Below are 25156 nucleotides of genomic sequence, written 5' to 3' on the forward strand. Positions count from 1 at the left end.
GTGGTCGCCGGCGTTCAGGTGGTCGCGGTCAGCTGGGCGCGCCCTGTGGTCGGCCGCGCTCAGGTGGCGGCCGGCGTTCCAGGCGGTCGCCGGCGTTCAGGTGGTCACCGGTCAGGCGGCGGAGTCGCGGTGACTACGGAGGAACCGGGGTGGGTCAGCCCGTCCGGCGCACCGGACTCACCCCGCTTCATCCTGAGTCGCCGAGGTGGGGGCGTGATTCGCCGAGGTGGGGGCGTGCTTCGCCGGGGAGGAGGCCTGACACGCCGAGGAGGGGCCTTGTCAGGGTCGGGACGTGTCAGGGCACTCGGCTCATCGTGGTGTCAGGGCACCCGGCTCATCGTGATCGGTGGCGGGATCTCCCCCGCCCAGCCCACCGGCGCGAGGGGGATCCGCCCGTCGCGGGCACGGGCGTCGAACTCCTCGCTCAGCCGCACGAGCTCACGCTGGCGCGTGTACCCCGTGGAGCCCGCCCGGAACTGCCGCACGAGGAGCCAGCCGGCGAGCGGGAACGCGACGGCGAGGACGAGCCAGCCCACCGCGAGGCCGGACATGATCGAGGCGAGCCCCATGAGCACCACACCGGCGACCAGGCCGGCGCCGATGGTGCGCAGGGAGAAGGCGCGCGAGACCCCGTCACCCGTCACCGCGTGGAACTCCGCCCAGGCGCGTGCGCGGAACTCGGCGACGGAGCCGGCGTCCTCGGGAGCGCGTCCCGGCACACCACCGCGCCGCGCCCCGCTCATCGGGCCTCCTCCCCCTGCAGGACGTGCACGCTCTGGGCCACCATCGTCGCCAGGCGCGCGCACGACTCCAGCGAGCCGCGGTGGAACGTCGAGGCCGTGACGACGACCAGCGCTCCGGCCGCCGGGAAGGGCAGGTGGATCTCGGCGGAGCCGTGCTCGAGCGGCTCCGTCCCCGGCGGCACGGTCATCCCGGCGTGCTCCTGAGCGGCCCAGTCCAGGGCGTCGAGCCGCACGACGGCGGCTCCGGCGGTCACCGGGGTGGTCACGGTCTCGACGTGCGCGCCCGGGTGCCGGGCACGAAGGGCCCGGGCGAGCATGACGTGCTGCGCGACGGGGGCGTCGTCCGGCAGCGGGGGCAGGTCGTGCACCTGCACCGAGAGCTGGACGAACACACCGCGCACACCGTCGAGGACGTCGGAGGTTCCTGCACCGCCGGCACCATCGGCGACGTCGGAGGTCTGCGCGCCGCCGGCACCGCTGTCGATTCCGGGGGTGCCTGCTCCGTCGGTGGCGTCGGACGTCCCTGCGGCGCCGGCACCGTCGGCGTCCGCCGGGTACACCGCGCTCACCAGCCCGGCCCATATCACCGGCCGGCGCAGCAGGCCCCGGCGCAGCACGAGGAGAGCTCCGGTGACCGCGTCGACGTCGGCGCCCGGCGCGTCCCGCCCGACCCGCTCGGCGATCTCCGCCCGCGCCTCGTCCTCGCTCAGGTGCAGCCGGAGGTCGAGCATGTCGCGCGGCACGAGTGCCTCGACGGCGCGCGTCACGGGTGCCGTCGTGCCGGTGGTGACCGCGCTCATCGGGCCAGCTCCTCGGACGTGAGGTAGGCGGTGCCCGCCGGGAGGTCCCACGGGTTGTCGACGTCGTGGGCGGTGACCTGCTGGACGAGCGGAACGCCCGTGATGACCCACTGCGCCTGGTTGGACTTGATCTTGACGGCCTGCCAGAGCAGCTCGTCGGCGTGCATCTCCGTGGTGGTGAAGAGGCTCGGCGGGAGCTCGACCGGCTGCCCGTCGACCCCGCGCACGACGGTGGGCGCGGTGCCCACCCCGGTGGTGCGCCGGATGTGGTTGATCCGGCTGATCGCCTTGCCGGCGATCTTCCCCACGCCGAGGCCGGCCAGCCCCCAGGCGACGGCGGACCAGTCGCCGTCAGCCGCGACGGCCAGCGCGGTGTCGGTGGCGAGACCGGCGGCGCCGACCACCGAGGCGCCCAGCGCGAGGAACGGCGCCGCGGGCGGGAAGACGAACAGCGAGACGCCGGCCGCGACGGCGAGCCCGGCGGAGGCCCAGCCGCAGAAGGCGGAGATGTCGGACAGGCTCGGCGCGATGGACCGGATCCAGTCGCCCACCTCGGAGGAGGAGACCCACCCGCCGAAGTCGCGGACCCAGTTGCCGATCGTGGCGGACCAGCCACCGCCGAAGGACATGTCCCCGGCGGCGTCGAGTCGGGCCGCGTAGGACTTCGAGGCGTCGTTGAACTCGTCGTGGAGGCGGTCGGCGGCGGCGCGCAGGGCGATCACGCGGTCGGCGGCGGCGTTCGCCGCGGCGAGGGCCTCCTCCCGCTCGCCGGGCTCACCCGCACCCGGCCCCATCTGCAGGTAGGGGACCGCGGCGGAGACGGCGGCGCGCTCGGCCCCCAGGGCGACACCGAGGTCGGCGTCGATGGTGGCCGCGCGAGCCTGGAAGCCCGCGAGGTCCTCGGCCCAGCCGGACAGGACGTCCCCGGCCTGGCCGAAGGCGGTCGCGATGGTGCTCAGGCGTGGCGGGAACTCGACCATCGCCTCCTGGTAGGCCCGCGCGGTCTGGCCGGTCCACAGGTCGGTGCGCGCCCCCTGGAGGAACGCGGACATCTCGGCGACGTCGTCGCCGAGGTCACGGAAGAGGCGCGCGAGGTCCCGGGTGCCCTCGACGTCGCCCGGGGTGGGGTCCCAGCCGAGGTTCTCCAGCACCCGTGAGGCGGTGAGGTACCCGCTCATCCGTGCCTCTCCCGGGTGACGAGCTGCTCGGCGAGACGCAGGTCGAGGGTCTCGAAGGCCTCCAGGACCTGCCCGAGGAAGGTGCCGGCCTGCCGGCCCTGCTCGCGCACCTCGTCGAGGCTGTCGTCCCAGCTGTCGGCGAACTCCACGACGTCGTCGTGGAGGATCCGCGCCCCGACCGCGAGCCCGGACATGCCGCGCAGCGTGTCGTGCACGGACGCCATGCGCTCGTCCAGGCGCGTGAGGTCGTCCCGGACGTCCTCGACGTAGGCCCGGTCGACGATCAGCTCGTCAGACATCTCTCCCCCTCGTGCGCGGCGCGGCCCGGAGGCCGCGCCGCGATGTGCGTGCTGGCTGCCGACCGAGGGCGATCCCCCGCCGGCTCCCCACCGGTCAGATGCCGGCGGCCAGCTGCGAGTCGGTGTCGGCCAGCGCCTGGGCGGCGTTGGTGAGGTACTGCGACAGGTCCTGCAGGCCCTCGATGGTGGTCTGCGCGCCCTGGGTGAACTGCTGGTAGGACTCGTTGAACCGCACCGAGGCCTGGTCCGTGACGAACCCGGACTCCACCAGGCCCTGGATCTGGGCCTGCAGGCGCTGCAGGTCGGCGACGATCTGCTCCTTCGCGGTGACGAGGTTGTTCGCCTCGCGCTGCATCTCGTCGTAGGAGACGTTGATGTTGGCCATGTGCTTCCCCCTTCTCGTGGTCCGGCCGCCTTCCGGCCGGATCCGCTGCCCTATTCCTACCGGTATGGGGGGCACCGTGTCGCGCTCCCCCGATGGGGAGAACTCCCCATCACCACCCTGGCTGCGACGACGTCGTCACGCCCGCGTCCCGCTCCCGCTGCCGGTCACCGACGCGGCTGAGCTCGACCTGCGCCCTCACTGCACCAGCGGCAGCTGGACGCGTCGCACCTTGCCACGGTCCACGGCCAGCCCCCGCCCGGGCGGGAACTCGGCCCGCTGCACCCGGGGGAAGCTCGTGCGGAAGATCGTGTCGCCCTCGATGCTCTCGGGCTGCAGGGCGATCCCGCGCCGGCCGTTGCGGACCTCGGCGAGCAGCGGCCACGACGACCCCCACGCCGACGTCTCGGCCTCGGCGACGACGAGGTGGTCGTTGCGCCGGGCCGCCTGGATCAGCTCGGTGAGCGGCCGCTCGGCCGGACCGGAGAGGAAGTCCGCGAGGCTCTCCACGACGAGGACGATCCCCGTCTCCCCGTCCCCGGGCGGGCGCCCGAACAGCGGCAGGACCTCCTTGGCGACCTCGGCGACGTCGGCCGCGCCGGTCGCCGAGCGCTCCCAGCCGGGCAGCCCGGCGAGCTCCGAGCGCCGGGCGGCCAGATGGACGAACCGGGCGTCGGGTCGGGCGGCGCGCACCGACGCCGTGAGCCAGCGCAGGGCGTTGGTGCGCCCGGACTCCGGGGGGCCGGCGACGAGGAACGTCCCGGCCGGGGCGAAGCCGACCGGCTCGAGCGTGTCGTCCGCGACACCGAGGACGGGCCACCCGTCGACGCTCGCCGGCATCTCGCGGGCGGGCACGAGCGCCGGCAGGCGCCGGACCGGGGGCGCCTCGGGCGTGCCGCCGCGGCGCAGCGTCCCGGCGAGCGACTCGACGGCGCGGACCTGCTCGGCGAGGTTCGGGCTCCCGCCGAGGACGGCGATCTGCATCTCCAGCCCCTCGGGCGTGATGGCGCGCCCCGGCGGGGAGGCGGGGTCGAGGACGTCCTTCGGCGCACCGAGCTGGAGGTAGGCCTGCTCGTCGGCCTGGCGCATGACCACCCGCCGGGGCAGCGAGCCGGTCACCGAGATGGGGATTGCGCCGGGGCGGTCGGCCGTCACCGCGACGTGGACCCCGGCGGAGCGGCCGTCGACGAGGATCTGGAGGAACAGCTGGTACCAGGGGGCCCGCCCGGGAACGGTCTCCCAGTCGGCCCGGAAGGCGGCGAACCCGTCGAGGAGGACCAGGACACGCGGCTCGTCGGGGCTGCCGGTGCGCTCCCGGTACTCCGCCACGGTGCTCGCGTGGGCGGCCGCGTACCGCGCGGAGCGCTCCTCGACGAGGTCGCGCAGGGTGGCGAGGAGGCGCTGGACCCGCTCGGTGTCGTCGCCGTCGATGACGGCGCCGACGTGCGGCAGCGCCTCCAGCGGCGCGAGGCCGCCGGAGGAGAAGTCGAGGGCGTAGACGTGCACCGGCCCACCGCGCGGGGTGATCCCGGCGCCGGTGGCGAGGGTGCGCAGGGCGGTGGACTTCCCCGAGCCGCCCGCACCGTAGAGGGCGATGTTGCCGTCGACGTCGGGCCGGTAGTACGTGGTGACCTGCTGCTGGTGGGCGGGGTCGTCGACGACGCCGAGCACGAGGGCGGCGTCGGAGCGCGGGCGCAGCGCCGCGAGGTCCTGGACGGGTCCGAGGACCGGCAGCCAGGGCCGGCGCGGCGCCGGGACGCCGGCCGCCTCGGCGGCGGCGGCCACGGACGCGACGATCCGGGCGATGTCGGTGGGGCCCTCCTCGGCGGGACGCTCGGCGTCGGGGCTCTCCGGCGGCTCCCACCGCACGCCCGCGCCCATGGCGAGGGTCTCGACGTCGACCTCGGCGCGCGGCGCGGCCTCGCTCGTGCGGCCGCCGGCGTACCCGGCCTGGAACATCGTCACCCGTCCCGGGCCGGTCCGGGCGGCCCCGCGGCCGGGGGTGCCGGGGTCGAAGTGGGCGGCGTCGGGCAGGCCGAGGACGTCGCTGGAGTCGTTCTCGTCCGCCATGCGCAGGGCCACGCGCAGGTTGGTGTTCGCCCGCAGGTTGTCCTTGATGACGCCGGCGGGCCGCTGGGTGGCCAGCACCAGGTGCAGGCCGAGGGAGCGGCCGCGCTGGGCCACGTCGACGACGCCGTCGACGAACTCGGGCACCTCGGTGGCCAGCGCCGCGAACTCGTCGACGACGATCACCAGGCTCGGCGGCGCCTCCGGGTCGCCGGTGCGCTCGAGGGTGATGAGGTCCTTGGCGCCCTTGCGGTTCAGCAGCCGCTCGCGGTGGTGGAGCTCGGCCCGCAGGGAGGTCAGGGCCCGGCGCACGAGGTGCGGTGAGAGGTCGGTGACCAGACCCACCGTGTGCGGCAGGTTCACGCAGTCGGCGAAGGCCGAGCCACCCTTGTAGTCGACGAAGAGGAACGTCACCCGGTCGGGGCTGTGCGCGGCGGCCATGCCCAGCACCCAGGACTGGAGGAACTCGCTCTTGCCCGACCCGGTCGTGCCGCCGACGAGCGCGTGCGGGCCCTGCGTGCGCAGGTCGAGGGTGAACGGCTCGGTGGCGCCCTGGCCGATGAGGGCGCGCAGGTTGGCGTCGTGCCGCCGGCGCTGGGGCGGGCGGCCGTCGCGGGGGGTGAGCGAGCCGTTCTCCTGCCAGCGCTCCAGCACCGCCGTCGCTCCCTGGGCGACCTCGGGACCGATGAGGGAGAGGTAGGAGACCCGGGCGGGCAGGTCGGAGGCGTCCTCGACCGGGGCGCCGGCGTCCGCGACCGCCGCGAGGTGACGCGCCAGGTCGGCGGCGGCGGGGGCGGTGAGGCTCTCGCACACCATGGGCCGCACGGCGTCGCCGGTCCGGACGTAGCCCGCGGTGCCGGCGTCGGTGGTGGTCGAGACGGCGAGGAACGTGCGGCACACCGCCGGCAGGCGCTCGACGGCGGCGGCGCACCACACCACGTGCACGCCGGCGGCCGGGCCGGCCTCGGCGAGGCGGACGAGCCGGCCGCGCTCGACCGGGGCGTCGTCCTCGACGAGCAGGACGACGGCGGGCAGGGCGGTCTCGCCGGTGCGCCGGGCGAGGCGGTCCTCGACCAGGCCCTCGAGGCGGGCGACGAGCCCGAGGACACCGGCCTGGTTCGAGCCGACGTGGGCGCCGTCCAGCGGGGAGTGGACGGAGCCGACGTGGGGCAGCCACTTCGTCCAGTCCCAGCGCGGCGCCGAGGCGGCAGAGGTCGCGACGGTGAGGACCAGCTCGGCCGGGGAGTGCAGGAGCACGAGCTGGGCGACCGCGGCCCGGGCGGCGTCGTCGAGGACGGCGCGGGGCCCGGCCAGGCCGAGGGCCCCGGACTCGCGCAGGTCGACGGTGACCGGGACGCCGTCGACGTCGCGGAACTGCGCCCGCAGCTCGGTGAGCCGGTCCCAGTACTCCTGCGGGGTGCTCCCCCGGTTGGGCAGGGTGACGGTGGTGCGCGAGGCCGTGGTCCCCACCCCCAGCCGCAGGGCGAGGAACTCCTCGTGCTCGGGCCGCCTGGTCCACAGCAGCGGCTCGAGGGCGTGCGCGTGGGCGAGGAGGTCGGCGACGGCGGGGTGCTCGGCCAGGCGCATCTGCCGCTCGGTCGTGCGCCGCTCCGCCAGCTCGCTGCGCACCGCGTCGAGGGTCGCCGTGAACTGCTCGACCTCGGCGCGGAAGGTGCGCCGGCTCGTGGCCCGGTTGTCGACGTAGGTGCCGATGACCATGAGCGGCATCATCGCCATGAAGGCGAACATCTCGGGGCTGCGGCCCAGCATGAGGAAGACCGGCACGAGGAGCATCGGCACCGCCAGGATCACCCACGGCAGCCGCACCGGCTTGGGCGGGGCGGGCGGCCTCGGCGCCTCGACCTCCTCCCCGGGGTACGCCGGCGCCAGGCGCGGGGACCTGTTGAACTCCACCACGGCGGTGTCGGGACGGGTGTGCCGGGCCGCGGCGAGCCGCTCGACCCGCAGCGTGGTGTCGCCCAGGGTGACGGTGTCCTCGGGGAGCAGGACGGCACGCTGGACCTGGCCCTCCCCCATGAGCAGGCCGTTGGCCGAGCGCAGGTCGACGATCTCGACGACGTCGCCGACGCTGAGGCGCGCGTGCTCCTTGGACACGGTGGGGTCGGCCAGCCGCACGTCGCACCCCTTGCCCCGCCCGATGACGGTGGTGCCCTCCGGCAGGTCGGCGCTGAGCCCGGCGTCGGGGCCCTCGAGGACCCGCAGCCGGGCCACGGCCGGGCCGGTGCCGCCGTCGGCGAAGCGCCGGGCGGCCTGGGCGAGGGAGACCACGGAGCCGGGCCGGACGGTCTGCCCGGCCGGTGCCTGCGGGTCGAGCAGGCGCACGCTGCCGTCCGGGACGTGGCGACGCAGGGTGAGCCCCTCGACCTCGCCGGTGCTCAGCGGCGCGGCCGCAGGGTCGGTGGCGTGCAGGGTGCGGGCGACGTCGGCGACGGTCGCCGTGCCGTCGACGGTGACGGCGAGGTCGACCGGGTCGGCGGACGTCCGCAGCAGGCTGAGCTTGATCCTCACCGGGTCTCCTCGGGGTGCGCCGGGGCGCGGTCGGGTGTGGTCCTCACGCGCGGGCGCCCGGCGGGACGGGTCGCGGGCCGGCGCAGGGACCGGGTCGAGACGCGCGAGCGCCACCACCGTCGCCGGCCGACCGCGGCGCGCAGCCGGGTCAGGGTGGCGCGCACGTCGCCCCAGTGCCCCTCCACGTCACCCTCCGCGGGCGGGACGGGTCCGAAGGTGGCCTCGTCGGCCCGCGCGGCCAGCTGGTGCAGCGCGCCACCGGCGCCGCTGACCGCGGCGGTGACGACGCGCGCGCCCTGACGCCGGGTCGCGGTGCGCGGGAGGTCCACCCCCAGGTCGGTCGCCGCGTCGATCACCTCCGACCAGGCTCCGGCCACGCGCTGGGTGGGCGTGCCGCGCAGGCGACGCCGGCGGGCCCGCAGGGCCTTGACCGCGACGACCACCAGCAGCGGCAGGAGCAGCACGAGCAGGAGACCACCGGCGACGGCCGCGACGAGCAGGGCGAGCGGGAACGCCTGCTCCTCCTCCTCGTCCTCGTCCTCGACCTCCACGTCCCGCCGGTCCGCCGGTGGCGCCTCGGGGGGCTCCTGGGCGGGCGGGGGCGGCTGGAGCACCTGCGGCTGGGGGCGGTTCTGGGGCTGCGGAGCCTCGTCCTGCCAGATGCGGTCCTCGTCCGGGGTGGGGTGGAACGGCACCCACCCGTGCCCCTCGAAGGGGACCTCGACCCAGGCGGTGACGTCCTCGCCGGTGAGGTCGCCGTCACCGGCGGCCTCCAGGCCCATGACGACCCGGGACGGGATGCCCAGGGCGCGCAGCATGAGCCCCATGGCGGCGGCGTACTGCTCCTCGTCGCCGACCATCGCCTCACCGGCGAGCAGCTCGTCGACGCGGGCGGCGCCGTGGCCGGGGAGGGAGGGCGCCTCGCCCTCGAGGCCGTGGGAGAAGTATCCCTGCTGCAGGCCGGCCTCGACGGCCTGGATCTGCGCGAGCGGGGTGGTGGCCTCGGCGGTCATGCTCGCCGCGACGGTGGTGGCGGACTCGGGGAAGAGCGCCGGGGGCAGCTCGACGTCGGCCACCGGGGCGCCCTCGAGCTCGGTGGCCCGCGGCGCCGTGACGGGCGCGGCGAGGACCTCGTAGGTGTCCCCCGCCCGCAGCCCGGCGGTGGTCAGGCCCGTGCCGCCGGCACGGCTGAAGTAGAAGGAGCGCTCGAGCGTCTCGGCCCGCGCGCCGGTGAAGTCGACGTCGTACGCCCGGCCGGCGACGGGCACCCACACCCCCGCGTACTCCCCCACGGTGACGCGCACGCGGGCGAGCCCCGCGGGCACGTCGGGCTCGATCCTTTCTCCGATGCGGGTGAACTCGCCCGAGCCGGACGCCGCCGCGCCGGAGACCGTCCACGCGGTGCCGTCGTAGGCGTCCAGGACCGCCAGCCGCAGCGCGGTGCCGGCGGGCAGGCCCGACACGGTGAGCAGCGCGGTGTCGCGGTGGTCCTTGACGTGGCTGCGGAAGCCCGCGAGCGGGCTGGCGTAGTCGCGGATGTCCGGTGGCGGCTCGACGCGCTCGCGCAGGATGAGCCGGGGCGCCTCCGGCGGGGCGAGGAGGGCGACGCCGGCGCCGGCGACGAGGCCGAGGGCGGCCAGGGCGGCGACGCCGGGCAGCCGGCCGGCGTGGGCCCGGCCGGTGCGCCAGGTGCCCCACAGCAGGGACCCGAGCGCCAGGGCCAGGCCGAGGGGCACGGCGGTGGTGACGTCCGCCGTTCCGAGGAGGACCGCGAGGGCCAGCACGAGCACCGGCGCCACGAGCGCCAGGGCGGGGCGCCGGGTGCGCAGCGCCACGCTGACCGCCACGAGGGCGGCGACGAGCCCGAGGAGGTAGGGCGCGGTGAGCCTCGCGCCGCCGTCGCCGAGCGGCGGGGCGACCGTGACGACCTCCTTCCACGAGGTGACCACGCCGCGCCCCACCGACCCGATCGTCTCCGGGGTGGGCACGAGCCCGCCGAGCGCCGTCGTGGGCGCCGCGAGGGGTGAGAGGAGGACGAGCGCGACGGCGGTGGCGGCGAGGAGTGTCAGGGCGCCCCAGCGCCGCGCGGCACCGACGACGGCCAGCGCGGTGCCGGCCAGGACCCCGCCGACCGCGGCGGCGACGAGGCGTGCCGAGCCGAAGACGGGCAGGAGGGGGACGAGGGCGAGCAGCACGAGCAGCGCCGGGCCGGCGACGTCGGGCAGGCGGCGGGCCAGGAGGGTCCTCATCGGCGCATCACCGTCCGCAGGGCGGCCGGGAGGTCCGCCAGGGTGGGCACGGTCACCACGGTGACGGCCCCGACCGTCGCGACACCGGGCTCGGCGTCGACGTCGGCGCGCACCGCGACGGCCCGCACGCCCAGGGGAAGGACCGCCCCGGCGGCGCGCAGGTCGTGCGGGGTCGTCCCCGAGCCGCAGACGAGGACGGCGAGGGAGGCGTGCTCGACCTCACGGGCCACGGTGCGGGCCATCGAGACCACCGAGCCGGGCCCGGTCCCGGGGACCAGGCGGGTGAGGTCGTCCAGGAGCGCGCGGGCCGAACGGGTGCGCAGCACCTCGTGGGTGGTCAGGACCGTGAGGTCCTTCTCCTCGGCGAAGGCCTGGAGCCCCAGGGAGGCCGCGGCGGAGACCGCGAGCTCCAGCTCCTCGGGCTCGGGGTGGTCCGCGGCGTTGCGGGAGAGGGCGACGACGACGTGGGAGCGCCGGGTCTCCTCGTACTGGCGGACCATGAGCGTGCCGGTGCGGGCGGAGGAGCGCCAGTGGACGTGCCGGCGGTCGTCCCCGGGGATGTACTCGCGCAGGGCGTGGAACGACAGGTCCGAGCTCGTGATGTCCCGGGTCGGCCGGCCCTCGAGGTCGTGGAGGAACCCCGCCGAGCTCGACGCGAGCCGCACGGTGCGCGGGTGCACGAACAGCTCGACGGTCTCGGTCCAGGTCATCGCCCGACGGACCAGGCCGAGCGGGTCGCCGCGGACCGTGCGCACGGGGCCGACGGCGATGACGGCGCGGCGCGACGTCGGGATGGCGAAGAGCTCCTCGTGCTCCCCGCCGCGTGGCAGGCCCGGCAGCGCGAAGCCGGTCTCGGCGTCACCGACGGCGAGCTCGACCCGGGCGGGCAGGACGGGGTGGGCGGCGGTGTTGCGCACCGTCACCCCCGCCATGGCCCGCTCCCCCACGGTGACCCGGTGCTCCGACAGGCGCAGCTCCACGGCGAAGGGCTGACGCCCGAGGGTGAAGGCCAGCGCACCGGCGAGGACGGCCAGCAGTCCCGCCCCGCCCGCGACGAGCTCGAGCCAGCCCAGCCGGGCCCCGGCAACCCAGGCCACGGCGCCCACCGCCAGGGTCGACCAGCCCGCCGCGGAGACCCAGCCGAGCGCCGTCGCCACGGCCGCGCGGGGCGCGGCGGTACGGGTGAGCGCGGCCTGGACGCCGGGGACGGTGCGGAAGCGCCCGCTCAGGCTCGTCGCGGCGGGGCGTGCGGTGGTGCGGGCGGTGCTCACTGCCGCGGTGCCTGCTCCCGCACGGTGGGCGGCACGACGTCGGCGACCACCGCGGCGACGGCGCCGGCGGCGGTGGCTCCCTCGAACTCGGCCTCGGCCTCGAGCACGAGGCGGTGCGCCCAGACGGGCTCGGCGAGGTCGCTGACGTCGTCGGGCACGACGTAGGTGCGCCCCTGGGAGGCCGCCCACGTCTTTGCGGCGCGGACGAGGGACAGCGCCCCGCGCACCGAGACACCGACGACGACGCCCGGGGCGCGGCGGGTCTCCGCGGCGAGGCGGGCCACGTACTCCAGGACGGCCGGGTCGACGTGGACGGTGTCGGCCAGGGCGACCATGTCGGCCACGGCCGCGCCGGTGATGACGGGGTCGAGGGCGCCCGCCCGGTCGCGCACGGCGGCCGCGGCGAGGATCTCCACGGTCGCGGCGTGGTCGGGGTAGCCGACCGAGGTGCGCATGAGGAACCGGTCGAGCTGGGCCTCGGGGAGGCGGTAGGTGCCGGCCTGCTCGATGGGGTTCTGGGTGGCCAGGACGATGAAGGGCCGGCCGACGCGGTGGCTCACACCGTCGACGGTGACGCGGCCCTCCTCCATGACCTCCAGCAGGGCCGACTGGGTCTTGGGCGAGGCCCGGTTGATCTCGTCCGCGAGGACCACGGAGGCGAAGATCGGGCCCTGGTGGAACTCGAAGGTCTGGGTCTTCGGGTCGAAGATCGACACGCCCGTGACGTCCGAGGGCAGCAGGTCCGGGGTGAACTGGATCCGGCTGGACGTCGCCTGGAGGGTCTGCCCCAGCGCGCGGGCGAGCTGGGTCTTGCCGGTACCGGGGTAGTCCTCGAGGAGCAGGTGGCCGCCGGAGAGCAGCGTGGTGACGACGAGGCGGACGACGTGGTTCTTGCCGAGCACGGCCTGGCCGACGTTGTCGACCAGCCGGGTGAAGGTCTCGGCGAACCAGGCGGCCTGCTCCTGGGTCATCACGGGCTGCACGGTGGTGGTGGTCATGAGGTCCTCGGGGGTGGTGGGCGGTCGGGGTTCGCCGGCTGGGCCGGGTCCTGGGCGGTGGCTGGCCGGCTGTCAGCCGGCCGGGGCGTTGGGCCAGACGAGGGTGTGCTCCTCGCGGACCGGGCCGTCGAAGACGACGCGGACCCGTTCGCCCGGGTAGCCGCGGTACATCGTGGTCTGGAGCAGGCCGTCCCCGCGCAGGCTGTGGACCTTGCCGTTGGAGCTGGAGCCGGAGACGTACGTGCCGTTGGCGTAGAAGGTGACCGTGTAGCTCCCGGCCGGCAGGTCCCAGTAGCGGGCGTCGAGGTAGGCGCAGGAGACGTGCGTGCACTCGCCGTAGGGAGCGCCGATCGCCGAGCGGGTGCGGCTGACCTCCACGCGGGGGTTGGTCGGCGGCGGGGGTGGCGGGGCGGTACGGGCGGAGGCGGAGGCGCTCGTGCGCGCGCCGTCCTCCCGGATGACCCGCACCTCCCCCTGGTAGAGCGTGTCCCACGACCCGCCGCGGCGGGCCGAGTCGTTCGCCGCGACCCGCTGCCACCCGGTCCAGGCGTTGCCGCCGTCCTTGAAGCGCACCTCGGTGGCGGTGATCGCCCGGCCGTTGCCGTCCGGCGTGCTCCACGTGAACGTCACCTGGTCGCTGTTGGCGTTGGCACGGATGGTCGGGTTCCCTAGCGGTCCGTAGGGCACCGCGGTGTTCGACGCGCCGGAGGGGTCGCCGGGGTAGGTGTTGGTGGCCCGCACCCGGAAGGTGTAGCTGGAGCCGTCCTGCAGGCCCGTGACGCGGCGGTCGGCCCGCAGGTTCTGCCAGGCGCCGCCGTTGACGGAGACCTGGTAGCCGGTGATGGCGTCGCCGTTGGGCTGGGCGGCGGTGAACTCGAGCTGGACCACCCCGTCCTGGCCGGTGGCGGTGGCGGTGGGTGTGCCCGGCGCGGAGGGCTTGGCGAACGAGCGCACCGGCGCGGACTGCGGCGACGTCCCGGACCAGCCGGCCTTGTTCTGCGCGGCGACGGTGACCGTGTAGCTCGACCCGGCCGGGGCGTCCTCCTGGAACGAGGTCGTCGACGCCGGCACGGTGAACTCCCGGAAGGCGGCGCCGTCGCGGAGGATCTGCACCTGGTACTGCGAGACGGCGTCGCCGTTGGCGTAGGGCGCCTCCCAGGCGGCGGTGATCTGCTCGGCGACCGGGTCGTCGACGCGCTGGACCCGCGGTGCCGCCGGGGTGTCCGGCACCCCGGCGGGGACCTCCCCGGCGGACCAGCCGGACCACTCGGACGGGTCCGGGGCGGCGTTGCGCGCCCGGACCTGGACGCGGTACTCCTGGCCGTTCGTCAGGCCGGTCCACGTGTGGGACGTCCCGGTGACGGTGACCTGTCCCGAGCCGACGGCCGGGGAGATCTGCAGGTCGTAGGACTCCACCGGCGAGCCGGCGGTGGGCGGCTCGGTCCAGGTGATCTCGAGGCTGGCGTCGCCGAAGGTCAGGGTCGGCGGGGCGGGCCGTTCGGGGCGCACGTCGGGCCGGGCGACGGCGGAGGGTCCGGACGGCTCGGAGTCGCCGACGGCGTTGGTCGCAGTGACGGTGAAGGTGTACTCGACGTCGTTCGTCAGGCCGGTGACCGTGCACGTCGTCGTCGCGCACGCCGTCGTCGACCCGGCGGTCTCCACCCGGTAGCCGGTGATGGGGGCGCCGTTGTCCGCCGGCGCCGTCCAGGACAGCACGACCGTCCGGTCGCGCACGTCCTCGACCCGGGGCGGGGCGGGGCGGGCGGGGACGCCGACGACGTTCATCGTGGCGCGGCCCTCGACCTGCCGGGCCGGGTCGCCGGTGGCGTCGGCGACGGTGAAGCGCACGACGACACGGCCGACGAAGTCCGCGCCCGGGGTCACGGAGAGGCGCCCGCCGTCGACCGAGGCCTGCGCGGCACCCGCCTCGACCACGGCCCCGACGAGGCTCAGCGGCTCGGGGAAGGGGTTGTAGGCCCCGGCGAGGACGTCGCGGGTGACGGTGTCGCCCTGGTCCACCGTGCCCAGGTCGACGTCGGTGACGCCGGCGAGGGGGCGGGTGGACGGTACGACGAGGGCCTCGACGACCCCGGTCACGGGCGGGTTCACGGGGTCGGAGACGGCCACCTCGATGCGTCCCCGGGTCCCGGCGAGGGTGTCGGCGGGGACCGAGACCGACAGGTAGGGCCCCTCGACCGTGGCGGCAAAGCCGTCGGGGACGCCGACGAGCTCGTACTCGAGCCGGTTGAAGTCGGCCGTGTCGGCGTCGGTGACGAGGTTGCGCAGGTTGAGGGTGACGGCCTCCTCCGCCGGGGCGACCTCCACCGAGCCGCCGGCGAAGGTGGGCGGGGTGTTGCCGCCGTCGGGCTCGACGGTGATCGGCAGGGTCAGCACCGAGGACAGCCCGTCCTCGGCGCTGTCGCCGTCCGTCACCTCGAAGGTGATCGACGCCGGCCCGACGTACCCGTCGGCGGAGGTGAACGTCAGCGTGGTGGCGTCGACGACCGGCGCGGAGCCGTCGGAGCTCGTCGCCGACACCGAGGCGGAGTCGGTCAGGCGCACGTCCCGCCCGCTCGGGGCGACGACGTGGTCGGCCAGCGCGATGTCGACGCGCTGACCGGTGCGCACCCGCACGGGCTCGGCGTCGGTGCGGAGCACGGGCCCGGTGTCCTGCGCACCCGGGATGTCGACGAACGCCCACGCGCTGTTGCCGTCGACGTCGGTGACCTCGTACGTGATGACCTGGCGGGAGGGCAGGACCGGGGCGCGCAGCTGGTCGCCCTCGACGGTGACGCCGTCGGCCCCCTCGACGCGGACGGTCAGGGCCTCGGCGGTGCCGTCGGGGTCCTCGTCGTTGTCGAGGACCGGGACGGTGACGACGTCGTGGCCGATGATGTCGGCGGCCTGGACGAGGTCGTCGCGGGCCACGGGCGGCGCGAGCGGGGCGTCCGGGGAGACGGTGACGCCGAGCAGGCCGGTGTCCTGGCCGCCGCGCTGGTCGGTGACGCGGTAGGCGAGCGTGAACGTCGTCGGCTCCGCCGGGGTGACCATCCGCAGCCGGCCCTCGGCGACACCGATCTCGACGCCGTCGACCGGGTCGAAGGGCTCGTCGGGGGCGAGGTAGAGGGGGTCGCCGTCGGGGTCGGTGTCGTTGAGCAGCACGTCGACGGTGACCTCCCGCCCCGGCCGCACGACGGCGGTGTCGTCCTGGGCCTGCGGGGGGCGGTTGGTCTGCGGCGGCGGGACGACGGCCACCCGGACGGGGGCGGCGGCGACCAGACCGAGGCGGTCGCGCACCGTGTACGTGAAGGAGTCGGTGCCCGCGAGGTGGCCGTAGGCCTCGTAGTCGAGGTAGCCCGGCCCGACCTCGACCACCCGCCCGAGCGTGGGCGCCTCGCCGGTGCCGAGGAGCTGGACCGAGTCGCCGTCGGGGTCGATGCCGAACAGCGGGACGGGGATGCGGATGCGCTCGCCGCCGAAGGCGCGGGTCTCCACCGGGCGCGGCAGCGGGGCGGAGTTGTGCTCGGCGTCGGCCTGGACGTGCACGGTGACCTGTGCCGAGGCCTCACCGCCGAGCTCGTCGACCACCCGGTAGACGGCGTGGACCGTCTGCGGCTGCTCCGGTGCCCGGAAGCGCACCGTCTCCCCCGAGACGAACATGTGGCCCTGGGTGGGTGTCTCGGCGAGCTCGGGGTCCAGCTCGAACTCCAGCCCCGAGGGGTGGGAGTCGTTCTGCAGGACCGGGACGGTCACGAAGTCGCCGGCGCGCACGGTCGCGACGTCGGGCTCGGCGACGGGCGGCTGGGGGGCGGCGTCGGCCCCGACCGGCAGGACGACGACCTCGCCGGTGGCCGCGGCCTCGCCGTTGGACACGGTGTACGTGAAGCGGGTCGCGGCCGCCAGGACCTCCGTCGCGGAGATCTTGAGGATGCGGTGCTGCAGGACGGAGACGACGAGGCCCGAGCCGGCGGGGACGTCGACCTGCTGGACGGCCAGGAGCGCGCCGGTGGGGTCCTCGTCGTTGGCGAGGACGTCGACGAGGACCGACCCGCCCACGGGCAGCAGCGCCGTGTCCTGCACGGCGACGGGGGCCCCGGGTGCGGGCTCGACGACGTCGACGCGGACCAGCCCGGTGGCGTCCTTGCCGGAGTCGTCGACGACGACGTAGGTGAGGTAGGCGGTCTGGGCGACGTCGGCGCGGAAGCGGAAGGATCCGGCGTCGTAGTCCGGGACGACCGTGACGTCGCCGGACGGCTGGACGTTGGCCAGACGCAGCGGCTCGCCGTCGGGGTCCGTGTCGTTGGCGACGGGCTCGACGACGACCTCCTCCCCCACCGTGGCGCGGACGTGGTCGTAGACCGGCACCGGGGGCAGCGAGGTGTCGCGCACGTCGACCTCGAGGGTCACCTCGGTGACGGCGCGCGCGTCCGAGACGAGGACCGTCACCGGCTTGACGCCGGCGCTGACCCCGGAGTCGACGAAGGTCACCAGGCCGTCGGGGGTGTACCGCACGACGTCGTCGGTGGTGGCGCTCGCGCCGGTGACGACGAGCTCGTCGCCGTCGGGGTCGCGCAGGTGGGACAGGACGTCGACCGTGCCGGTCGCACCGGTGGAGAGGGTCAGGCGCAGGGGCCGGAGCTGCTCCGGCGGGTTGTTGACCTCCTCGGGGACGACCCGCACGGCGACGGCGGCGCCCGCCTCGCCGCCGCGGCCGTCGTCCACGGTGTAGGTCAGCGAGCCCGTGCCGGTCGCGTCCGTGGGGACCTGGACCTGCAGCGCCCGGCCCCCGACGACGGGGCGCACGGTCGCGGCCGGGAAGCCCTCGAACCCCGAGACCGTCAGGACGTCGCCGTCGGGGTCGGTGTCGTTGGCGAGCACCTCGAGCACCGCCGTGGCCCCGGGCCGGACACCGACGTCGTCGTCCTCGGCGACGGGCGGGCGGTTCTCGGCCTCCCGGTCGAGCGGGATCTCGTCGGTGATGTCCTGCTGGGACTCCTCCTCGAGCTCGTCGCTGGCGTCCGGCGGGGTGACGTCGTCCCAGTTGTCGACGATCGTCATCGCCTCGGTGACGAGGTAGGCGGTGCCGGAGAGGGTGTCGTTGAGGACGACGAGGCCGTGGTTGGTCCGGAAGACCAGCTCCCCGGGGGTGGTCGTCGCCGGGACGGCCGCGTCGGTGGGCGCGCCGTCGCCGCACTGGACGAGGTAGTGCGGCTCACCCCCGGCCCAGGCGGCGTGCACGCACCCGCCCACGACGGCCGGGGCGGCGGGCTCGCCCGCGACCGGGGCGCGCAGGACCACCGGCTCGCCGCCGGCCAGCGGGACCCGGACGAGGGCGTCGGCGGTGGCGAGAGCGACGTCGGTCGCGGCCTCGCCCGGCTGCTGGAGGACCACCCGGGAGGTGTCCAGGCCCAGGCCCGTGAGGTCTCGGGGCTCCTCGCCGGGGACGAGGAGGCTGACGTCACCCTCCGCGGTGCGCGTGAGGACCACGACCTCCTCGCCGACGACGCTGGCCTGGGTCTCGGCGTCGGCGAGCTCCGCCGGCTCCACGCCGAGCGGCTCGGTGGGCAGCACCGGCGCCTCCGCGTCGGCGGCCGCGGCCTCGGCCTGGAGCCGCTCGGTACCCGCGGGGATGGTCACGACCTCGGCCTCGGCGGTGGAGACGCCGTAGGCGGTGCCGTCGGTGCCGACGGTCAGCACGGCGCCGGCACCGAGGGACGCCTGGGGCTCGGCCTCGTCGTCGCCCAGCGCCCCGGGGGCGCCGGCGGGTGCCGTGCGCACCGTGCCGGCCGCACGGTCGAGGACCGCCAGCACGCCGCCGCCCAGCGCCACGCTCCGCTCGGCCGGGAGGGTGATGCCGCCGGTGGTGGCGACCGTGGCGACGTCCAGCGGGGAGAGCACACCGGCGCCGTCGTCGAGGACGAAGACGTCCGACCCCTCCTGGAGGACGTCGACGTCCTGCGTGGCGGAGGTCACCGAGCCGTCCAGCTCCTGGACGGGATGGTTCACGCGTCCGACCCGCAGCTCGGCCGAGGAGGAGACCCACACCCCGCCGTCGTGGAGCTCGACGTCAGCCGTCGCGACGCCGTCGTAGAGCAGGCTCGCGGCGACGACGCCACCGGTCACGAGGGACAGGACGGTCGCCGAGGCCACCTTGCGGCGGGCCTCCCGGCGGCGCTGCGCCTTCCGGGCGCCGGTCGGGCGCGCGAAAAGTCCCACGACTCCCCCTGGGATGAGCACTTGGTCCCGGTCCGGGCACCGCGATGCATGCTAGCGCAGGGGGACGTCCGCAATGGGGGGCAGCAGGTGGGGAGAACTCCCCATCCCGGCTACCGCTCGGGCGCCGCGGCGGTGTCGAGCAGCGCCAGCTCCTCCGCCACCACCAGCCGGGACGCGACCGCGTGCTCGACGAGGCGGGCGCGCCGGTTGACCGCGAGCCGCCCCGGGCCGCCACGCAGGCCGCGCACGCCGTGGCGGTGGAGCTTGTCGCACACGTTGTCGAGCTTGCGGTTGAACCGGGTCAGCGCCCAGCCGAGCCGGGCGGCGGCCTGGGCCGAGGTGGGGATCGTCGCGGTGGTGCCGCGACCGGTGAGGACGGGCTCGGCGAGGGCCAGGACGAGCAGCCGCTGGGACGGGGTGAGGTCGACGGGGCCGACGGTGGTCTCCCCCACCTCGTCCTGGACGGGGCGGGTGGGCAGGAACGCCGGGTCGTCGTTGTCCACGGTGAGCTCGTAGGTCGTGGGGCCGGCGGTGAAGAGGACGACCGTGCGGGCGTAGACCAGGGGCAGGCGCGCGCCCGGCGCGAGCCAGGCCTGGGTGCTGCCGTCGGGGTCGGCCAGCGTGGCCGACAGGCGGGAGCCGACGTTGTGGATCCACCACAGGTCCTCGTGCCGGACGATCTCGAGGAACCGGCGGTGCAGGTAGGGGTTGTCGTCGAGCTCGAGCGGGCCCTCGCGGCCGATGACGAAGGTCTCCGTGACGTCGTAGAGCTCGCCGCAGAACTCGACCCTCAGCCCGGCGGCCCCGCGCGCCGTCACGGGACGCACGCCTCGGCCGGCTGCGCCGACGTCGTGCCGTTGGGCAGGCGCACCTTGACCGCCACGCAGACGGTGGCCTCGGCCCCCTCGACGACGGCGACCGGCTCGGCCGCGGGCCGCACCTGGGGGTCGGCACCGGGGTCGGTGCGCTGCCAGGTGTAGGTCACCTCGCCCGCACCCTCCGGGGGCGACCACGTGAACGTCACGGTGGTGCCCTCGCGGCTGCCCGCGAGCGACACCGGGCTCGCCACCCGCTCCGGCATCGCCAGCCCGGTCCCGGTGACCTCGGTCGGCTCCGGCGGCTCCTCACCGCGCAGCGCCCCGGCCGCGACGACGCCGCCGGCGACGAGGAGGACCGCGACACCGGCGAGGACGAGGCGGCCCCGGCGCGCCGGCCTCTCGGCCGGCGCGGCGTCGGGCGCCGCGTCGGGCGCGGCGAGTGGGCGCGGACGGGCGCGGGTCACGTCGTCGCTCTCGTCCCGGACGACGGTGGCCCCGCGCAGGACGGTCCCGGCGTCGTCGTCGGCCGGGGCGACGTCGGCCGCGTCGCCGTCACCCGCCCGCCCGGTCTCCCGGGGGCCGGGCGGCCGCTCCTCGGTGACCACCCGGGCCCGGGCGAGCGTGGGGTCGACCTCGATGACCCGGCGGACCTCCGTGCGGCCCTCGCCGTCCCCGCCGCCGCGGGCCGCCTGCATCCAGGAGGTGTCCGGCACCTCGATGTCGGTCACCGGCAGGCGCAGCTCCTGCTCGACCACCTGCAGCGCCCGGCCGAGGTCCAGCGCCGAGGCGTAGCGCTGGGCGGGCTGCTTGGCCATGCCGCGGGCGAGCGCCCGCTCGAGCGAGGCGGGGACGTCCTCGCGCCCGGTGGGGGGCACGGGGTCACGGCGGATCCGGCGCGTGTAGTCCAGCCGGGTGTTGGGTCCGCCGGGCCGGGTGAACGGCGACCGGCCGGCCAGGAGCGTGTGGACGGTCGCGGCCAGGGAGTAGACGTCGCCGCTCACGCCGGGGGCCGGGCGACCCTCCACGGACTCCGGGGGCGCCCAGGGGATCGAGACCCCCGCCGTGTCCTCCGCCGCGGCCCCGACGAGCCCGGCGATGCCGAAGTCGGTCAGCGCGGGCCGGCCGTACTCGGTGGTGAGGATGTTGGCGGGCTTGATGTCGCGGTGGACGATGCCCGCGCGGTGCGCGGTCTCGACCGCCCCCGCGAGGCGGATCCCGATGCCGAGCGCCTCGGCCACCGACAGCGGCCGGGTGCGGATGCGCTCGGCGAGGTTGGGCAGCGGGCAGTACTGCATGACGAGGTAGGGCCGGCCGTCGGCGGCCACCCCCGCGTGGAAGATCGCCACGATCGAGGAGTGGGACGACAGCTGGGCCATGACGTTGGCCTCGGCGTCGAACTGCTCGCGCGAGGCCGTCGCGTCGGCCGTGAGGACCTTGACCGCCACCTGACGGCGCGGCATGTGCTGGGTGTAGAGGTACACGTCGGCGAAGCCCCCGGAGCCGAGGGGGCGCTCGAACGTGTACCCGGGCAGCGCGGGAGCCGGGGCGGGCTGTCGTGGGCTCACGCGGGCGTCTCCCCCGCCCGGGCGACGCGCACCCGGACCTCGGCCCCGAGCTCGAGCTCCCCGCCGGCCGGCACCGGCACGCCGGCACCGGGCCGCAGCCGCAGCGCGGGCTGGCCCGCGACGTGCACGACCGTGCCGTTCGTCGAGCTCATGTCGGTGACGACGACGTGGTCACCGGCGGGCCGGACCTCGACGTGGGTGCCGGAGACGTCGCGCTGGGGGTTGGGCACGGCGACGAGCCGGGGGGCGTCGGGCCCGGCGAAGCGGGTCGCCTCGGGCGCCCGGCCCAGGAGCACCGGACGGGTCACCTCCACCCGGGCGCCGGAAGGCAGGACGAGCTCGAGCGCGGCGTCGGTGGCCGTCTCCTCCGCGGGGTCCGTCAGGTGGGGCAGCTCCCCGCGCAGGACGGTGTCCTCGGGGCTGGGCCCCCGCTCGAGGGACGGACGCTCGCCGGTCAGGCCGCGCCGTTCGTCCCCTCCCGCGCCTGGCTCGCTGGGCTCGTCCTCGCGCGCGACGGAGGCGTCCGCCTCGCGCGGACCGGTCGACCACGGGACCGACGAGATGATCGCGGGGCGCGCCCGTCGGTCCGGGGTCGCCGCGGGCGCGGGCGGGGCGGACGCGGGCAGGGCTGGTGCGGGCAGGGCGGGTGCGGGTGCGGGCGGGTCGGCTGCGGACGCCGCGCCGTCCGTCGCCTCGGGCAGGTACGTCGTCTCGAGGGACCTGTCGCCGGGGGTCCCCGGCGACACGCCGCTGGCGGTCTCGGCCGGCGCGGACGCGCTCTCGGCGGGCGCGGACGCACTCCCGGCGCGCGCGGACGCGGCCTCCGCGACCGGCTCGGACGCGGCCTCAGCGGCCTGCTCGGTCGACCACAGCAGGTGGTCGTAACGGTCGTCCGGGCCATCGTCCGGACCGGCGACCCCCGCCGGCTCCACCTGAGGCGGTGCGGCCGCCGGCGAGCTCGCCGCCGCGGGCGGGGCGCCCGTGGCGGGGGGCTCCGCCGGCGGCGCGGCGGGGGTGCCTTCGCCGCGGCCGAGGGCCGCCGCCAGCGCCGGGGCCTGCATGAGGGTCAGCTCGAGGTCCTCCTCGCTCTCCCCCTCGGCCAGGAGGAGACCGGCGTGGGCGTCGGACGTCGTGACGGAGCGCAGGGCGCCCGCGAGGGCGATCCCCCCGACCAGCGGCAGCCAGTCGGCGGCGCCGAGGTCGCCACCGGGCTCGGCGGGCTCGACGCCCGCACCGGCCACCGCCGCTCCCACCGCACCGGCCGCTCCCGCCGCACCGGTCGCACCGGTCGCACCGGTCGCACCCGCGCTGATCGTGAACCCCGCACCGCCGCCGAGCACCTGCTCGCGCCAGGTGGCGTAGCCCGCCCCGGTGACGCTCTCCTCACCGACGCGCACCGCGAGGTCCCCACGCACGAGCACGGCGAGACCGTCCGGGTGGGCCTCGACCATCGCGAAGGACGGCAGCGCCCGGATGCCCCCTGCGGCGAGGTGCTCGACCCAGGTGGCCAGCCGCGAGCCGTCGCGGGTGAGCCGCCACAGCTCGCGGGCGGCGCCGAGCCCGACCGAGGGGTGCAGCAGGGCGACGGCCCGGTCACCCACGAGGGCGATCCAGCTGCCGCTGCGGTACTCGTGCACGCTCATGCCCCCGCCTGTGGCAGCGTGGAGCCGTCCTCGTCCTCGTCCGCCGCCGCGGCCGGGCTCGGCACGGTGCGGCCGCCCGCCCGGTCCGGGTCGCCGGCGTCGACGACGACCACGGTGACGTTGTCGTTCGCGCCGTCGCGCACCGCCTCCGCCACGAGCGCGCGGGCGGCGTCCTCCGCGCCGGGGACGGCGGTGAGGATCTCGGCGATGCGGTCCTCCTCCAGCTCGCCGGTCAGACCGTCGGTGCACAGCAGGAGACGTTCGTCGGGGAGCACCCGCAGCATCCAGAAGTCCACGGAGCTGTCCCCGCCGGTGCCCACGGCCCGGGTGATGACGTTGCGGCGCGGGTGGTGACGGGCGTCGGCGGCGTCGAGGGTCCCGGCGTCGACCATCTCCTGCACCAGCGAGTGGTCGACGCTGATCTGCTGCAGCCGGCCCTCCGCGAGGCGGTAGACGCGCGAGTCCCCCACGTTGAGCACGAGCCAGTAGGGCTCCCCGCCCTGCTCGGTGAGGATCGCGCCGGCGACCGTGGTGCCGGCCGACGCGTCACCGGTGGCGTCGGCCCCCTCGCGGGCCATCGTCGCGCGGATCCGGCCGGCCGCGGCGGCCACCGCCGCCTCGACGTCGGCCGGGGCGATCGGCCCCGGCGCACCGGCGAGCGGTCGGAAGGCGTCGACGACGGCGGCGCTGGCCATCTCGCCGCGGGCGTGCCCGCCCATCCCGTCGGCGACGACGAAGACCGGGGGGCGCGCCAGGGCGGCGTCCTCGTTGATGCTGCGGCGCCCGCCCGTGTCCGAGGCCACGCCCCACTCGATCGACATCCGTACCCTCTCGTGAAGTCCAGGGACCCAGGGTGCCAGAAACCGCCCGTCCGGCCTCACAGCAGCGCGGGGTACACCCCCCAGTACGCCGCGGTGACGAGCAGGACGAGCGCGCCGAGCAGGGTCAGCACCACGACCGCGCGGCCCGTCCCGCGGGCGCCGCGACGCCACCAGGTCTCGACCACCTGCACGAGCAGCGCGGCGGCGAGGATGCCCACGAGCTGCGCGACGAGCCACCCGCCCTGGGCGAGCAGCGGGTTGGTGCGGTAGTTCAGGGCGAGGTCGGCCACGCCGACGAGGTAGGACCCGAACAGCACCCAGGTCGCCGTCGTCGCCAGGCTCAGCGCGGCGGTGTGGCGCCCCAGCGGGGCGGGCAGGGCCCCGGCCCGCCGCCCCCACAGGCGGGGCACCTGCCCGGCGGCGGCGGTGACGGCGCCGAGCGCCAGCAGGCCGAACCCGACGAGGAACGAGGCGACCATCATGTCCCCGGTGGCGAACCAGCGCGGCTGGTCCACCGGCTCGGCCCGGTAGGCCTGGACCGGCTGGTCCCCCGCGATCCTGGGCTGGGCGTCGGCCGTCTCGGGCAGCCCGAGGATCCACCGCGCGAGGTCCTCGGTGAACCCGGGCGCCAGGACGCCGTCGATGCGGATGCCGTGGTTCGCCCCGGCGTAGTACCGGATCGTGTACAGGTCGTTGCCGGCGCGCTCGAGGTCGCGCACGAGGACCTCGGGGCCCTGGACGATGGGCATCGAGGCGTCCGCGGTGCCGTAGACGACGAGGACCGGCTGGGTGAGCCGCTGGTGGTACGGGGAGGGGTCGAAGTCGAAGTACTCGAACCCGCCGCCCGGCAACGTGCCGCCCACCAGCCGCGGGATGGCGCGCAGCACCTGGTCGGGGACGCCGACGTCGCGCAGGTAGGAGTCCGCCGCCAGCGCGCCCTGCTCCCGGATGGGCACCACCGGGGCGGAGACGAGCACGACGAAGGCCACGTCGTCGTTCCCGGCGGCCGCGATCGGCGCGGGGATGGCGCCCTCGCTCTCCCCGTAGACCCCCACCCGGGCCGGGTCGACGCCGTCGTGCTCGCGCAGGACCGCGAGGGAGTCGAGGTAGTCCTCGGCCATGCCGGGGTAGTCGCGCGACCGCGTGGTGTAGGTGTCGGCGCGCTTGTCCGGCACCATCGTCACGACCCCGGCGCTGGCGAGGTCGGTGGTGGTGTCGGCGAAGTTCTCGTGCGTGGCCGTCCCGGCGCCGTGCATGAACAGCACCGCCGGCCGCAGCCCGGGCGCCCCGACGGGCGAGGCGATCGTCGCCTGCACGGTGACGCCGTCGTCCACGCGGACCTCCACGACCTCGCTGGCGACCTCGTAGGTCCCCACGGGCGGGGTGAGGACGTCCGAGCCGATGGTTGTGTCCGGCGTCTCCGGGACGACGGTGTGGCCGAGGGGCTGGGGGTTCCACCCCGGGCCGGCGAAGGCGCCGACGAGACCCAGGACGAGGACCACCACGACGGTGGCGGCCAGCCTGCGGTATCTCACCCGCTCAGGGTAGTTCTCGGCGCTGACGCGCCCGCGCGCGGT

The 25156-nt window shown here is 76.2% G+C and carries 15 protein-coding genes; all 15 read right to left on the bottom strand.

Features of this window, described 5'->3' with window-relative positions; genetic code table 11:
- Positions 1–320: 320 nt before the first annotated feature.
- Positions 321–743 carry a hypothetical protein gene (locus AAEM63_RS09990; RefSeq protein WP_341358122.1) on the bottom strand — a complete coding sequence of 141 codons (423 nt, stop codon included), beginning with the start codon at positions 741–743 and terminating at the stop codon, positions 321–323.
- On the bottom strand, positions 740–1543 hold the full coding sequence (locus AAEM63_RS09995; RefSeq protein ID WP_341358123.1) for a hypothetical protein: 804 nt from the start codon (positions 1541–1543) through the stop codon (positions 740–742). Before AAEM63_RS09995 ends, AAEM63_RS09990 begins: the two co-directional genes overlap by 4 nt.
- Positions 1540–2721, bottom strand: a complete 1182-nt coding sequence (locus AAEM63_RS10000) for a hypothetical protein (protein ID WP_341358124.1) — start codon at positions 2719–2721, stop codon at positions 1540–1542. Before AAEM63_RS10000 ends, AAEM63_RS09995 begins: the two co-directional genes overlap by 4 nt.
- A complete protein-coding gene (locus AAEM63_RS10005) occupies positions 2718–3020 on the bottom strand; it encodes a hypothetical protein (protein WP_341358125.1) in 303 nt (100 codons plus the stop codon). Before AAEM63_RS10005 ends, AAEM63_RS10000 begins: the two co-directional genes overlap by 4 nt.
- 94 nt (positions 3021–3114) lie before the next feature.
- The gene (locus tag AAEM63_RS10010) at positions 3115–3405 is read right to left on the bottom strand and encodes a WXG100 family type VII secretion target (RefSeq protein ID WP_341358126.1); all 291 of its coding nucleotides are present in this window, start codon (positions 3403–3405) and stop codon (positions 3115–3117) included.
- Positions 3406–3600: 195 nt separating this feature from the next.
- Positions 3601–7998: an FtsK/SpoIIIE domain-containing protein gene (locus AAEM63_RS10015; protein WP_341358127.1), complete on the bottom strand. Its 4398-nt coding sequence runs from the start codon at positions 7996–7998 to the stop codon at positions 3601–3603.
- Positions 7995–10247 (bottom strand): transglutaminase-like domain-containing protein, encoded by a 2253-nt coding sequence (locus tag AAEM63_RS10020; protein ID WP_341358128.1) that lies wholly within the window; start codon positions 10245–10247, stop codon positions 7995–7997. Before AAEM63_RS10020 ends, AAEM63_RS10015 begins: the two co-directional genes overlap by 4 nt.
- Positions 10244–11518: a DUF58 domain-containing protein gene (locus AAEM63_RS10025; RefSeq protein WP_341358129.1), complete on the bottom strand. Its 1275-nt coding sequence runs from the start codon at positions 11516–11518 to the stop codon at positions 10244–10246. Before AAEM63_RS10025 ends, AAEM63_RS10020 begins: the two co-directional genes overlap by 4 nt.
- The gene (locus AAEM63_RS10030) at positions 11515–12516 is read right to left on the bottom strand and encodes a MoxR family ATPase (RefSeq protein WP_341358130.1); all 1002 of its coding nucleotides are present in this window, start codon (positions 12514–12516) and stop codon (positions 11515–11517) included. Before AAEM63_RS10030 ends, AAEM63_RS10025 begins: the two co-directional genes overlap by 4 nt.
- A 72-nt stretch (positions 12517–12588) precedes the next feature.
- Complete coding sequence (locus AAEM63_RS10035) at positions 12589–18732, bottom strand: Ig-like domain-containing protein (RefSeq protein WP_341358131.1); 6144 nt, start codon at positions 18730–18732, stop codon at positions 12589–12591.
- Positions 18733–18842: 110 nt separating this feature from the next.
- Positions 18843–19550 carry a hypothetical protein gene (locus AAEM63_RS10040; RefSeq protein ID WP_341358132.1) on the bottom strand — a complete coding sequence of 236 codons (708 nt, stop codon included), beginning with the start codon at positions 19548–19550 and terminating at the stop codon, positions 18843–18845.
- A complete protein-coding gene (locus AAEM63_RS10045; protein ID WP_341358133.1) occupies positions 19547–21115 on the bottom strand; it encodes a serine/threonine-protein kinase in 1569 nt (522 codons plus the stop codon). The genes AAEM63_RS10040 and AAEM63_RS10045 overlap by 4 nt, the downstream gene beginning before the upstream one ends.
- Positions 21112–22758 carry an FHA domain-containing protein gene (locus AAEM63_RS10050; RefSeq protein ID WP_341358134.1) on the bottom strand — a complete coding sequence of 549 codons (1647 nt, stop codon included), beginning with the start codon at positions 22756–22758 and terminating at the stop codon, positions 21112–21114. The genes AAEM63_RS10045 and AAEM63_RS10050 overlap by 4 nt, the downstream gene beginning before the upstream one ends.
- The gene (locus tag AAEM63_RS10055) at positions 22755–23579 is read right to left on the bottom strand and encodes a protein phosphatase 2C domain-containing protein (protein ID WP_341358135.1); all 825 of its coding nucleotides are present in this window, start codon (positions 23577–23579) and stop codon (positions 22755–22757) included. Before AAEM63_RS10055 ends, AAEM63_RS10050 begins: the two co-directional genes overlap by 4 nt.
- Before the next feature lie 56 nt (positions 23580–23635).
- A complete protein-coding gene (locus tag AAEM63_RS10060) occupies positions 23636–25114 on the bottom strand; it encodes a prolyl oligopeptidase family serine peptidase (protein ID WP_341358136.1) in 1479 nt (492 codons plus the stop codon).
- Positions 25115–25156: the final 42 nt, after the last annotated feature.

Source organism: Georgenia sp. M64 (assembly GCF_038049925.1).
Taxonomy (GTDB): domain Bacteria; phylum Actinomycetota; class Actinomycetes; order Actinomycetales; family Actinomycetaceae; genus Georgenia.